This window comes from Rhodococcus sp. NPDC059234 (assembly GCF_042754225.1).
Classification (GTDB): Bacteria; Actinomycetota; Actinomycetes; order Mycobacteriales; family Mycobacteriaceae; genus Rhodococcus_G.
This window is the reverse complement of sequence record NZ_JBHZAH010000010.1, coordinates 1-10,981: the sequence shown is the minus strand read 5'-3', so window position 1 is coordinate 10,981 and position 10,981 is coordinate 1. Positions and strand designations below refer to the sequence as shown.

At 66.0% G+C, this 10,981-nt stretch carries 19 protein-coding genes; 15 read left to right on the top strand and 4 right to left on the bottom strand.

The window, feature by feature from the left end; translation table 11 throughout:
• Positions 1-105: 105 nt before the first annotated feature.
• The 4 genes from ACFXGJ_RS04040 to ACFXGJ_RS04025 all read right to left on the bottom strand — a co-directional run bounded on the left by ACFXGJ_RS04040 (position 106) and on the right by ACFXGJ_RS04025 (position 3,579).
• A complete protein-coding gene (locus ACFXGJ_RS04040; protein ID WP_378616726.1) occupies positions 106-966 on the bottom strand; it encodes an ABC transporter permease in 861 nt (286 codons plus the stop codon).
• Positions 963-1,820: an ABC transporter permease gene (locus ACFXGJ_RS04035; protein WP_378616724.1), complete on the bottom strand. Its 858-nt coding sequence runs from the start codon at positions 1,818-1,820 to the stop codon at positions 963-965. Before ACFXGJ_RS04035 ends, ACFXGJ_RS04040 begins: the two co-directional genes overlap by 4 nt.
• A complete protein-coding gene (locus ACFXGJ_RS04030; protein ID WP_378616722.1) occupies positions 1,817-2,800 on the bottom strand; it encodes an ATP-binding cassette domain-containing protein in 984 nt (327 codons plus the stop codon). Before ACFXGJ_RS04030 ends, ACFXGJ_RS04035 begins: the two co-directional genes overlap by 4 nt.
• A gap of 299 nt (positions 2,801-3,099) precedes the next feature.
• Positions 3,100-3,579: a hotdog fold domain-containing protein gene (locus ACFXGJ_RS04025; RefSeq protein ID WP_378616720.1), complete on the bottom strand. Its 480-nt coding sequence runs from the start codon at positions 3,577-3,579 to the stop codon at positions 3,100-3,102.
• Positions 3,580-4,099: 520 nt separating this feature from the next.
• On the opposite strand from ACFXGJ_RS04025, the gene rpsJ reads away from it, so the two are divergent.
• The 15 genes from rpsJ to ACFXGJ_RS03950 all read left to right on the top strand — a co-directional run.
• Positions 4,100-4,405, top strand: a complete 306-nt coding sequence (rpsJ, locus tag ACFXGJ_RS04020; RefSeq protein ID WP_003938093.1) for a 30S ribosomal protein S10 — start codon at positions 4,100-4,102, stop codon at positions 4,403-4,405.
• A 20-nt stretch (positions 4,406-4,425) separates the two neighbouring features.
• Positions 4,426-5,082, top strand: a complete 657-nt coding sequence (gene rplC, locus ACFXGJ_RS04015; RefSeq protein ID WP_378426222.1) for a 50S ribosomal protein L3 — start codon at positions 4,426-4,428, stop codon at positions 5,080-5,082.
• Positions 5,079-5,756: a 50S ribosomal protein L4 gene (gene rplD / locus ACFXGJ_RS04010; protein ID WP_378616718.1), complete on the top strand. Its 678-nt coding sequence runs from the start codon at positions 5,079-5,081 to the stop codon at positions 5,754-5,756. Before rplC ends, rplD begins: the two co-directional genes overlap by 4 nt.
• Positions 5,753-6,058, top strand: a complete 306-nt coding sequence (rplW, locus tag ACFXGJ_RS04005; protein ID WP_378616717.1) for a 50S ribosomal protein L23 — start codon at positions 5,753-5,755, stop codon at positions 6,056-6,058. The genes rplD and rplW overlap by 4 nt, the downstream gene beginning before the upstream one ends.
• 40 nt (positions 6,059-6,098) lie before the next feature.
• Complete coding sequence (gene rplB / locus ACFXGJ_RS04000; RefSeq protein ID WP_378616715.1) at positions 6,099-6,938, top strand: 50S ribosomal protein L2; 840 nt, start codon at positions 6,099-6,101, stop codon at positions 6,936-6,938.
• A gap of 12 nt (positions 6,939-6,950) precedes the next feature.
• Positions 6,951-7,232, top strand: a complete 282-nt coding sequence (gene rpsS / locus ACFXGJ_RS03995; RefSeq protein WP_003940820.1) for a 30S ribosomal protein S19 — start codon at positions 6,951-6,953, stop codon at positions 7,230-7,232.
• Positions 7,229-7,633 (top strand): 50S ribosomal protein L22, encoded by a 405-nt coding sequence (rplV, locus tag ACFXGJ_RS03990; protein WP_378616713.1) that lies wholly within the window; start codon positions 7,229-7,231, stop codon positions 7,631-7,633. Before rpsS ends, rplV begins: the two co-directional genes overlap by 4 nt.
• Positions 7,633-8,439, top strand: a complete 807-nt coding sequence (gene rpsC / locus ACFXGJ_RS03985) for a 30S ribosomal protein S3 (RefSeq protein WP_378616711.1) — start codon at positions 7,633-7,635, stop codon at positions 8,437-8,439. The genes rplV and rpsC overlap by 1 nt, the downstream gene beginning before the upstream one ends.
• A 3-nt stretch (positions 8,440-8,442) precedes the next feature.
• Positions 8,443-8,859 carry a 50S ribosomal protein L16 gene (gene rplP / locus ACFXGJ_RS03980; protein ID WP_378616709.1) on the top strand — a complete coding sequence of 139 codons (417 nt, stop codon included), beginning with the start codon at positions 8,443-8,445 and terminating at the stop codon, positions 8,857-8,859.
• Positions 8,859-9,095, top strand: coding sequence for a 50S ribosomal protein L29 (gene rpmC / locus ACFXGJ_RS03975; protein ID WP_378426232.1), 237 nt, complete (start codon positions 8,859-8,861; stop codon positions 9,093-9,095). The genes rplP and rpmC overlap by 1 nt, the downstream gene beginning before the upstream one ends.
• Entirely contained in the window at positions 9,092-9,379 is a 288-nt protein-coding gene (gene rpsQ / locus ACFXGJ_RS03970; RefSeq protein ID WP_378426234.1) for a 30S ribosomal protein S17, read from the top strand. Before rpmC ends, rpsQ begins: the two co-directional genes overlap by 4 nt.
• A 209-nt stretch (positions 9,380-9,588) precedes the next feature.
• The gene (rplN, locus tag ACFXGJ_RS03965) at positions 9,589-9,957 is read left to right on the top strand and encodes a 50S ribosomal protein L14 (RefSeq protein ID WP_027503159.1); all 369 of its coding nucleotides are present in this window, start codon (positions 9,589-9,591) and stop codon (positions 9,955-9,957) included.
• Positions 9,957-10,271, top strand: a complete 315-nt coding sequence (rplX, locus tag ACFXGJ_RS03960; RefSeq protein WP_142100155.1) for a 50S ribosomal protein L24 — start codon at positions 9,957-9,959, stop codon at positions 10,269-10,271. The genes rplN and rplX overlap by 1 nt, the downstream gene beginning before the upstream one ends.
• Position 10,272: 1 nt before the next feature.
• The gene (rplE, locus tag ACFXGJ_RS03955) at positions 10,273-10,836 is read left to right on the top strand and encodes a 50S ribosomal protein L5 (RefSeq protein WP_378616706.1); all 564 of its coding nucleotides are present in this window, start codon (positions 10,273-10,275) and stop codon (positions 10,834-10,836) included.
• Between the two features lie 3 nt (positions 10,837-10,839).
• Positions 10,840-10,981 (top strand): type Z 30S ribosomal protein S14 (locus ACFXGJ_RS03950; protein ID WP_378616754.1); only part of this gene is annotated, 142 nt, incomplete at its 3' end.

The following is a 10,981-nucleotide window of genomic DNA, read 5'->3' as shown; positions in this document are numbered from 1 at the left end:
CAGCGGACGAGAAAGGCCCCGTCACACGATGTCGTGTGACGGGGCCTTCGTTGTATCGAGGTTCAGATGGGGCGAGCAGCCGGTGCACTCGGCCCATCCGGCGGCTCAGATCGGATTGCCGGCTGCCCTCTTGTAGCCCTTGATCGCAGGCCATCCGAAGATGACGATCGCGGCGAGCGACCACAGCGCCGTCTTGATCAACGGCACCGCGACAGGTCCGCCCAGGCTGAGCCCGCGCATGGCGTCGATCGCGGTCGACATCGGCTGGTTCTCGACGAAGCCCTGCAGCCAGACGGGGTACGCCATGGTCGGGACGAAGCCGGAGTTGAAGAACATCAGCAGTGTGCAGACCAGCGACAACAGCTCCACCAGCGGAAGCTTGGCCGAGCTCACCGCGAGCGCGGTCACCAGGGTGGCGAAGCCGACGCCCATCAGCAGCGGGACCAGCAGCATGCCGAGTCCGGCCAACGGTCCCTGGGTGAATCGGAAGCCGAGCAGGAATCCGACGCCGACCAGCAGCACCGTGGTGATGAGGATGCGCACCGACTCCGCGAGCAGTCGACTGGTGATGCCGGCGGCACGGTGCATCGGCAGGATCCAGAATCGGGCCAGCAGGCCCTTGCGCCACTCTTCCTTGAGGCCCATGCCACTGGCGATCGACCCGAACATCGCGCCGACGAGGGAGATCATCGGGACGTACCCGTAGACGCTGTTGATGCCCGTCGCCTTGGTGACGGAGATTCCGAGCACCGCCCAGAACATCACCAGCATCAGGGCCGGGTAGACGATGGCCTGCAGGACGGTGAAGGGGTCGTGGAACTCGCGCAGGAGCAGCCGGTAGGTCTGCACCGTCGTGTGCGTGAACAGTGCCTGTCGCGACGTCTCCGGGTACACCTCGGTGGGCACCGGGAACTCGGAGATTGCGAGGTTCTCGTCCAGTCGTTCCGGGACGCTGAGATCGGTCATCCGCGCCTCACATTCGCCCAGACGGTCAACGGTGCGAACACCAGGACGAGACCCGCACACCAGAGCAGCGACGGCATCAGCATGTGCATGGTGATCGTGCCGTCCGCGATCGAACGCATCGAGATCGAGAACTGGGAGATCGGCTGGTTGCGCACGAAGCCCTGAGACCAACCCGGGAACTGGCTGACCGGGACGAAGCCGGCGGAGAACATACCCAGGATCAGCTGCGGCAGTGTCAGCGCCTGGCTGGTCATCTCGGGGCTCTTGCTCAGCGTGCCGATCAGGTCGCCCATGAGCGAGAGAGTCATCGCGATGCCGAGCGCCATCACGATGAACAGCGTCGACTTGACGGGCCCGCCGGTGAAACGGAAGCCGATGAGGAATCCGTACGCCAGGGCTGCGGCCAGCGAGATCGTGCAGTGCGCCATCGCGGCGGTCATCCGGGAGGCCAGCGGCACGCCGGGAAAGATCGGCATCGTCTGGAAGCGGTCGTTCATACCGTTCGAGGCTTCGAAGGCGGCTCGGCCGGCCGCCGAGATCGCGGTGAAGGCCATCGCCTGCAGGGCGATGATCGGCATCACGAACTGGGCGTAGTCGATGCCCTGGAACTTCATCACGAAGCGAAGGGGGAGATAGAAGCCGATGGTGAAGATGGCCGGAGCCAGCACGGCGATGAAGAACTGGCCGGTCGTCCACATGGTTCGCAGGCTGCGTCCGGACAGCGCCAGCCATTGCTGGACGGCGGACAACTCGGGCTTGCGGTGTCGGCCGGTGCGGGCGATCGTCTTCGACTGTGGCTCCGGCGGCGGACCCCCGTCCGAGGAACGGGTGGTGCGGGCGGCGATCGCGGTCATGCGGGTTGGCTCTCGTCGGCCTGACTGCTGTCGGTGGCGGTGCCACCGGTCAGGGCGAGGAAGACGTCGTCGAGCGACGGGCGTCGCAGCGCGATGTCGGCGAGCGGGATCCGCGAGATGTCGAGCCGGCGCAGCACCTCGGCGAGCGTCTGCGCGCCGTACTGGGCCGGGATCGAGAGCCGGTCGTGGCCGGTCTCGGAGACGTACTCCGGCGGCACCAGGCTGGTCAGCACGGCGAACACTCGCGGCAGGTCGGCCAGCCGCAGCGGCACGACCTCGCAGTAGCTGCCGCCGGTGCGCTCCTTGAGCTGGTCCGCGGTGCCCTCGGCGATGACGGTGCCCTTGTCGATCACGACGATGTTGTCGCTCAGGACGTCGGCTTCCTCGAGGTACTGCGTCGTCAGCAAGATGGTGATGCCCTCGGCCTTGAGATTGGAGACCAGGGACCACACGCTCTGCCGGCTGCGCGGGTCGAGACCGGTGGTCGGCTCGTCGAGGAACACGACCTCCGGCCGGGTCACCAGACCGCAGGCGATGTCGACCCGCCTGCGCATGCCGCCCGAGAACCCGCGCACCTTGCGGTCCGCGGCGTACACCAGATCGAACTGGCGGAGCAGCTGTTCGGCACGGGCCTTCGCGGACTGTCGATTCAGTCCCATCAACCGGCCGAAGAGGACGAGATTCTCGCGGGCGGTCAACGACTCGTCGAGCGCCGCGTACTGGCCGGTCATCATGATCGACCGGCGCACGTCGGCGGAATGGGTGACCACGTCGTGGCCCGCGACGAGTGCGCGTCCTGAGTCGGGGCGCAGCAGGGTCGAGAGCACGTTGACCGTGGTCGTCTTCCCCGCCCCGTTCGGTCCGAGGATGCCGAGGACGGTGCCCCGGGGTACCTCGAAGCTGACCCCCCGCAGCGCGTGCACGTCACCGAAGGACTTTCGGATCCCCTCGACCAGGACGGCGGGGTGTGGTGAAGACATGCACGCGAGTATGTCATGTGAGGACAGCTGCGGAGGTGGACCGGGGATCGATATTGGCGACTTCTGCACCGGAACTACACCCGCCGGTAACCGCTGTAACGCCCGCCGTGCCGTGCCCGATATAGCGCGAATGCGCCGAACCAGGGCGTCATCAGGGTCGGGGCGCGGCGCGCGCTCGATCCGCGGCGTGCACGAACTGCGGCCGGTTTCGGAGGGCTCTATGTATGTAGTCGTCCACAGCGCCCCGTGCGCGGGCGCGGCTTTCCGGCTGATGACCGGTCGCGACTGCCGGGACCCGGTCAGCGCGGCGTCACCCAGATGGTGATGTCGGCGTGCACGACCTCCGTGCCCGACCGGTCGAAGATCGAGACCGGTACGACCACGTCGACGCCGCCGCCGGTGATCTCGTCGAACGCCGGCAGCTCGGGCAGTTCGGCCACCGCTCGCAGCCCGCTCTCGGCCTTGGTCAGGTAGCGCGTGTGCATCGCCTTGGGGATCCACCGATGCGAGGTCGGCACGGTGGCCTCGGCGAGCATGCCCATCGCGGCCTCGGCGAGATTGCAGGCGGCGATGGCGTGGAAGGTGCCGATGTGGTTGTGCACACCCCACCACTTCGGGGCGCGCACCTCGCAGCGTCCCGGCGAGAGGTCGGTGACGCGGGGGAGCACGGTGGCGAAGTAGGGCACGCGTGCGCACATGCCGACCGAGAAGAGTACGGAGCCAAGACGATTGGCGGGCAGTCGCAGCCAACTGCGATAGGTGGGGGTCTGAGTGGCCATGCCCTACCTTACTTCAGAGTAAGGTTGGGGGCCGATTGTGTGCCCCGGTGGATTTGTAGTAACAGCCGGTCTGCGGCATACTGTTCAGGTTGCCTTGGCCCGGGACGCGCTTCGTTGCGGCCCGCGTCGGGCGAGAAGAGGGTCGAGAACCGGGCGTTACGAGCAAGATTGCGTCCAGGTTCGAGCCGAAGCAAGACGGAAGCAGTAACCACCAGTGCTCCTTGTGAGCGCATCCGGTGCACATTCCGCAGTCCGATCCGTGCGTCAGCGCGGGTCGGGGAATGAGTGAGAGGGCGACACGCCCGACCGCGTGGACCGGAGATCCATGACAGATGAACAGCGGCAGCGGGTCGGGGTATCTCCTGATCGAGATCGGGTCTTCCTGATCGCCAATGTTCTTTGCCGTCACGGACTGGGCGGGAACTGTGCAGACGAGGTAGCCCAACCAGGGACTACAGCAACTCGAGTAGCCCCTCCGGGTCTACAAGGGCCTAATCACGGCAAGGAAGAGGACACAAGCGTGGCGGGACAGAAGATCCGCATCAGGCTCAAGGCCTACGACCATGAGGCGATCGACGCGTCAGCGCGCAAGATCGTCGAGACGGTGACCCGTACCGGGGCCCGTGTCGTTGGACCGGTGCCGTTGCCGACCGAAAAGAACGTGTACTGCGTCATCCGCTCGCCGCACAAGTACAAGGACTCGCGCGAGCACTTCGAGATGCGTACCCACAAGCGGCTGATTGACATCCTCGACCCGACGCCCAAGACGGTCGATGCCCTCATGCGCATCGATCTGCCGGCCAGCGTCGATGTCAACATCCAGTGAGCGCGGCGGAGACAAAAACAATGAGTGAGAACAAGATCAAGGGAATCCTGGGCACCAAGCTCGGCATGACCCAGGTCTTCGACGAGAACAACCGGGTCGTCCCGGTCACCGTCGTGAAGGCCGGACCGAACGTCGTCACCCAGATCCGCACCGAGGAGCGCGACGGCTACAGCGCCGTGCAGCTCGCGTTCGGCGCGATCGACCCCCGCAAGGTGAACAAGCCGGTCTCCGGCCAGTTCGCCAAGGCCGGTGTGACCCCCCGTCGCCACGTCGTGGAGCTCCGCGTTGCGGACGCCTCCGAGTACGAGGTCGGCCAGGAGCTCACCGCCGAGGTCTTCGAGGACGGCGCCTACGTCGACGTCACCGGTACCTCCAAGGGCAAGGGCTTCGCCGGCACCATGAAGCGCCACGGCTTCGCCGGCCAGGGCGCCTCGCACGGTGCGCAGGCTGTGCACCGTCGCCCCGGCTCGATCGGTGGTTGTGCCACCCCCGGCCGCGTGTTCAAGGGCATGCGCATGTCGGGCCGCATGGGTAGCGACCGCATCACGACGCAGAACCTCTCGGTCCACAAGGTGGACGCCGAGAACGGTCTGCTGCTTATCAAGGGTGCGATCCCCGGCCGCAAGGGTGGCCTTGTGATCGTCAAGACCGCAGTGAAGGGTGGTGCGTCCGCATGACCGAGACCGCAACCAAGCTCACTCTCGACGTCCGTACCGCCGACGGCGGCACCAACGGCACCGTCGACCTGCCCGCCGAGATCTTCGACGCGACCGCCAACATCGCTCTGATGCACCAGGTCGTCGTCGCACAGCTCGCCGCGGCACGCCAGGGCACGCACTCCACCAAGACCCGCGGCGAGGTTCGCGGCGGTGGCAAGAAGCCCTACCGCCAAAAGGGCACCGGCCGCGCCCGTCAGGGTTCGACCCGCGCTCCTCAGTTCGCCGGTGGTGGCATCGTGCACGGTCCGCAGCCGCGTGACTACTCGCAGCGCACCCCCAAGAAGATGAAGGCCGCCGCCCTGCGCGGAGCCCTCTCCGACCGGGCGCGCAACGAGCGCATCCACGTGATCACCGAGCTGGTCGCGGGACAGACTCCGTCCACCAAGGGCGCGAAGAAGTTCCTCGGCGAGATCTCGGATCGCAAGAAGCTTCTGCTCGTCGTCGGTCGCGAGGACATCGCGGCGTGGAAGAGCGTGCAGAACCTGGAAGGCGTGCACCCCATCGCACCCGACCAGCTCAACACCTACGACGTGCTCAACAGCGATGACGTCGTGTTCAGTGTCGAGGCCCTCAACGCGTTCATCCACGGGCCGGCCGAGTCCGCCCAGGCAAGCAAGGAGGAGAGCAAGTGAGCACCATCGCTGACCCCCGCGACATCTTGCTGGCTCCGGTCATCTCCGAGAAGTCCTACGGACTGATCGAGGCAGGCACCTACACCTTCCTGGTGCACCCGGACTCGAACAAGACGCAGATCAAGATTGCCGTCGAGAAGGTCTTCGGCGTCACCGTGACCAGCGTCAACACCGCCAACCGTCAGGGCAAGCGCAAGCGGACCCGTTTCGGCTACGGCAAGCGCAAGGACACCAAGCGCGCGCTCGTGACCCTCTCGGCCGACAGCAAGCCCATCGAGATCTTCGGAGGCCCGGTCGCGTAAGCGTCTGGGACTTGACGAGATATAGAGGACGAGAAGACTCATGGCAATCCGTAAGTACAAGCCGACTACCCCGGGCCGCCGCGGCTCGAGCGTCTCGGACTTCGCCGAGATCACTCGGTCGACGCCCGAGAAGTCGCTTATTCGCCCGCTGCACGGTCGCGGTGGTCGTAACGCACACGGTCGTATCACCACCCGGCACAAGGGCGGCGGACACAAGCGCGCCTACCGGCTGATCGACTTCCGTCGCAACGACAAGGACGGCGTGCCGGCCAAGGTCGCGCACATCGAGTACGACCCCAACCGCACCGCGAACATCGCGCTGCTGCACTACGCCGACGGCGAGAAGCGCTACATCATCGCGCCGAAGGACCTGAAGCAGGGCGCGAAGGTCGAGTCCGGTGTCGGAGCCGACATCAAGCCGGGCAACAACCTGCCGCTGCGCAACATCCCGACCGGTACCACCATCCACGGTGTGGAGCTGCGTCCGGGCGGCGGTGCCAAGATGGCCCGCTCCGCCGGTGCCAGCATCCAGCTCCTCGGCAAGGAAGGCCCCTACGCGACCCTGCGTATGCCCTCCGGCGAGATCCGTCGCGTCGACGTGCGCTGCCGCGCGTCGATCGGCGAGGTCGGCAACGCCGAGCAGTCGAACATCAACTGGGGCAAGGCCGGCCGCATGCGCTGGAAGGGCAAGCGCCCGACCGTCCGTGGTGTCGTGATGAACCCGGTCGACCACCCGCACGGTGGTGGCGAGGGCAAGACCTCCGGTGGTCGCCACCCGGTCAGCCCGTGGGGCCAGCCCGAGGGCCGCACCCGCAAGCCCAACAAGCCGAGCGACAAGCTCATCGTCCGTCGCCGGCGTACCGGCAAGAACAAGCGCTAGGAGGGGTGAAGGATGCCACGCAGCCTTAAGAAGGGCCCGTTCGTCGATGATCACCTCCTCGCGAAGGTGGACGTGCAGAACGAGAAGGGAACCAAGCAGGTCATCAAGACCTGGTCCCGTCGTTCGACGATCATCCCGGACTTCATCGGCCACACGTTTGCGGTGCACGACGGCCGCAAGCACGTCCCCGTGTTCGTCTCCGACTCGATGGTCGGACACAAGCTCGGAGAGTTTGCACCGACCCGCACGTTCAAGGGTCACATCAAGGATGATCGGAAGGCGAAGAGGCGATGAGTAACACCGAAACCGCCAACCCGACCGCCAAGGCAGTCGCTCGCCACGTGCGCGTGACGCCGATGAAGGCGCGTCGAGTCGTGGACCTGGTTCGCGGGCGCTCCGTCGAGGACGCGCTGAACATCCTGCGGTTCGCGCCGCAGGCGGCCAGCGAGCCGGTTGCCAAGGTGATCGCCAGCGCTGCTGCGAACGCCGAGAACAACCTCGACCTGGACCCGAGCACGCTCGTCGTCGCGACGGCGTTCGTGGACGAGGGCGCGACCCTCAAGCGGTTCCAGCCGCGTGCCCAGGGTCGTGCGTTCCGGATCCGCAAGCGCACCAGCCACATCACGGTCATCGTGGAGAGCCTGCCCAAGGCCGGCACCTCGACCCGTAATCGCCGGAAGGGAAGTGCTCGATAGTGGGCCAGAAAATCAACCCGCACGGCTTCCGCCTCGGCATCACCACCGACTGGAAGTCTCGCTGGTACGCAGACAAGCAGTACGCGGAGTACGTCAAGGAAGATGTCGCCATCCGCAAGCTCCTCGCCACGGGCATGGAGCGGGCCGGCATCGCGAAGGTGGAGATCGAGCGCACCCGTGACCGGGTTCGCGTCGACATCCACACCGCGCGTCCGGGCATCGTCATCGGCCGCCGCGGCGCCGAGGCCGACCGCATCCGCGCGGAGCTCGAGAAGCTGACCGGCAAGCAGGTCCAGCTGAACATCCTCGAGGTCAAGAACGCCGAGGCCGAGGCCCAGCTCGTCGCGCAGGGCGTCGCCGAGCAGCTCTCGAACCGTGTCGCGTTCCGTCGCGCCATGCGCAAGGCCATCCAGTCGGCCATGCGTCAGCCGAACGTCAAGGGCATCCGGGTGCAGTGCTCCGGTCGCCTCGGCGGCGCGGAGATGTCCCGCTCGGAGTTCTACCGTGAGGGTCGCGTGCCGCTGCACACCCTGCGCGCGGACATCGACTACGGGCTCTACGAGGCCAAGACCACCTTCGGTCGTATCGGCGTGAAGGTCTGGATCTACAAGGGCGACATCGTCGGTGGCAAGCGTGAGCTGACCGCGGGCGCTGCCCCGGCCGGCGATCGCCCGCGTCGCGAGCGTCCGAGCCGTCCGCGTCGCTCCGGTGCCTCGGGCACCACCGCGACCAGCACCGAGGCGGGCCGCGCAGCGACCGCCACCGCCGAGGCCCCGGCCTCCACCGAATCGAATCAGGAGGGCTGACGCATGTTGATCCCACGTCGGGTCAAGCACCGCAAGCAGCACCACCCGAGCCGTTCGGGTGCGGCCAAGGGCGGCACCAAGGTGACGTTCGGTGACTACGGCATCCAGGCTCTCGAGCCGGCCTACATCACCAACCGTCAGATCGAGTCCGCTCGTATCGCCATGACGCGCCACATCAAGCGTGGCGGCAAGATCTGGATCAACATCTTCCCGGATCGCCCGCTGACCAAGAAGCCCGCCGAGACCCGCATGGGTTCCGGTAAGGGTTCGCCGGAGTGGTGGGTCGCGAACATCAAGCCCGGTCGGGTGCTGTTCGAGATGAGTTACCCCAGCGAGGAGATTGCTCGCGAGGCCCTGCGTCGCGCGATGCACAAGCTCCCGTGCAAGTGCAGGATCGTCACGAGGGAGGAGCAGTTCTGATGGCTACCGGAACCCCCGCAGCCGAGCTCCGCGAGCTCAACGAAGAAGAGCTGGTCACCCGGCTCCGTGAGTCGAAGGAAGAGCTGTTCAACCTTCGCTTCCAGATGGCGACCGGTCAGTTGGACAACAACCGTCGTCTGCGCACCGTTCGTCACGAGATCGCGCGCATCTACACCGTCATGCGCGAGCGTGAGCTCGGCCTCGCCGCCGGCCCGGATGCGGGTGACGCGGCATGAGTGAGAACGAGAAGGACACCGCAGTGACTGAAGAGCGTGGGACCCGCAAGGTCCGCATCGGCTACGTCGTCTCCGACAAGATGGAGAAGACGATCGTCGTCGAGCTCGAGGATCGTGTGAAGCACCCGCTGTACGGCAAGATCATCCGCCGTACGACCAAGGTGAAGGCGCACGACGAGAACGGTCTCGCCGGCATCGGCGACCGCGTCCAGCTGATGGAGACCCGACCGCTGTCGGCGACCAAGCGCTGGCGTCTGGTCGAGGTGCTCGAGAAGGCCAAGTAAGACCGCACATGACGAAGCGGCCCGTTCCCCGTGGGGAGCGGGCCGCTTTGCCTGTTCGGGGCGATTTGGAATCCCCCGGAGCTTTCCCTACACTAGAGCGGTTGCCTGTGCCTCCGCATGCCCACATTCGGGCGTCGGGCGGGGCAGCAGACCGCGCGCATCGGGTCGGTAATCCGCTGCGTTCGTAAATCCAGGTCTAGGAGAGATCAGTGATTCAGCAGGAGTCGCGACTGCGTGTCGCCGACAACACGGGTGCCAAGGAGATTCTCTGCATCCGCGTTCTCGGTGGATCGTCTCGTCGCTACGCCGGGATCGGCGACATCATCGTCGCCACCGTCAAGGACGCCATCCCGGGTGGAAACATCAAGAAGGGCGAGGTCGTCAAGGCCGTCATCGTCCGCACCACCAAGGAGCGCCGCCGTCCGGACGGCTCGTACATCAAGTTCGACGAGAACGCTGCCGTTCTCATCAAGCCTGATCACGATCCCCGTGGCACTCGCATCTTCGGCCCCGTGGGCCGTGAGCTGCGCGACAAGAAGTTCATGAAGATCGTTTCGCTCGCCCCGGAGGTGCTGTGATGAAGGTGCACAAGGGTGACACCGTTCTGGTCATCGCCGGCAAGGACAAGGGCGCCAAGGGCAAGGTCATTCAGGCCTACCCGGCGACCGAGAAGGTCCTGGTCGAGGGCGTGAACCGGATCAAGAAGCACACCGCGGTCTCCGCGAACCAGCGTGGCGCCTCCTCCGGCGGCATCGTCACGCAGGAGGCCCCGATCCACGTTTCCAACGTCGCGGTCGTGGACTCGGACGGAAACCCCACTCGCGTGGGCTACCGCACCGACGAGAACGGCAAGCGGGTTCGGATCTCCCGTAAGAACGGGAAGGACATCTGATATGACGAGCACCGAGAAGATTCAGCCCCGGCTCAAGGCGCGCTACCGCGCCGAGGTCAAGGATGCGCTGAACGAAGAGTTCAAGTACGCCAACGTCATGCAGATCCCCGGCGTGGTCAAGGTCGTCGTCAACATGGGTGTCGGTGACGCCGCCCGCGACGCGAAGCTGATCAACGGCGCGGTCGCCGACCTCGAGCTGATCACCGGCCAGAAGCCGGAGATCCGCAAGGCCCGTAAGTCCATCGCGCAGTTCAAGCTCCGCGAAGGCATGCCCATCGGCGCGCGCGTCACCCTCCGTGGCGACCGCATGTGGGAGTTCCTCGACCGCCTGGTCAGCATCGCGCTGCCCCGCATCAGGGACTTCCGCGGCCTGTCCGGCAAGCAGTTCGACGGCAACGGCAACTACACCTTCGGTCTCAACGAGCAGTCGATGTTCCACGAGATCGACGTTGACAAGATCGATCGTCCGCGCGGTATGGACATCACCGTCGTGACGACCGCGACCAACAACGAAGAAGGCCGTGCCCTGCTCAAGCACCTCGGCTTCCCGTTCAAGGAGAACTGAGCCATGGCGAAGAAGGCACTGGTCAACAAGGCCAACAAGAAGCCGAAGTTCGCGGTTCGCGCCTACACCCGCTGCCAGCGGTGCGGCCGTCCGCACTCGGTGTTCCGCAAGTTCGGCCTCTGCCGAATCTGCGTGCGCGAGATGG

What these genes read in the sequence shown, in the direction of transcription:
- rplC (WP_378426222.1), top strand. Translation starts at nt 4,426, where the DNA reads ATGAGTGAGAACAAGATCAAGGGAATCCTGGGCACCAAGCTCGGCATG.
- ACFXGJ_RS04030 (WP_378616722.1), bottom strand. Translation starts at nt 2,800, where the DNA reads ATGTCTTCACCACACCCCGCCGTCCTGGTCGAGGGGATCCGAAAGTCC.
- rplE (WP_378616706.1), top strand. Translation starts at nt 10,273, where the DNA reads ATGACGAGCACCGAGAAGATTCAGCCCCGGCTCAAGGCGCGCTACCGC.
- rplB (WP_378616715.1), top strand. Translation starts at nt 6,099, where the DNA reads ATGGCAATCCGTAAGTACAAGCCGACTACCCCGGGCCGCCGCGGCTCG.
- rpsS (WP_003940820.1), top strand. Translation starts at nt 6,951, where the DNA reads ATGCCACGCAGCCTTAAGAAGGGCCCGTTCGTCGATGATCACCTCCTC.
- rplP (WP_378616709.1), top strand. Translation starts at nt 8,443, where the DNA reads ATGTTGATCCCACGTCGGGTCAAGCACCGCAAGCAGCACCACCCGAGC.
- rplD (WP_378616718.1), top strand. Translation starts at nt 5,079, where the DNA reads ATGACCGAGACCGCAACCAAGCTCACTCTCGACGTCCGTACCGCCGAC.
- rpsQ (WP_378426234.1), top strand. Translation starts at nt 9,092, where the DNA reads ATGAGTGAGAACGAGAAGGACACCGCAGTGACTGAAGAGCGTGGGACC.
- ACFXGJ_RS04035 (WP_378616724.1), bottom strand. Translation starts at nt 1,820, where the DNA reads ATGACCGCGATCGCCGCCCGCACCACCCGTTCCTCGGACGGGGGTCCG.
- rpmC (WP_378426232.1), top strand. Translation starts at nt 8,859, where the DNA reads ATGGCTACCGGAACCCCCGCAGCCGAGCTCCGCGAGCTCAACGAAGAA.
- rplV (WP_378616713.1), top strand. Translation starts at nt 7,229, where the DNA reads ATGAGTAACACCGAAACCGCCAACCCGACCGCCAAGGCAGTCGCTCGC.
- ACFXGJ_RS04025 (WP_378616720.1), bottom strand. Translation starts at nt 3,579, where the DNA reads ATGGCCACTCAGACCCCCACCTATCGCAGTTGGCTGCGACTGCCCGCC.
- rplX (WP_142100155.1), top strand. Translation starts at nt 9,957, where the DNA reads ATGAAGGTGCACAAGGGTGACACCGTTCTGGTCATCGCCGGCAAGGAC.
- ACFXGJ_RS04040 (WP_378616726.1), bottom strand. Translation starts at nt 966, where the DNA reads ATGACCGATCTCAGCGTCCCGGAACGACTGGACGAGAACCTCGCAATC.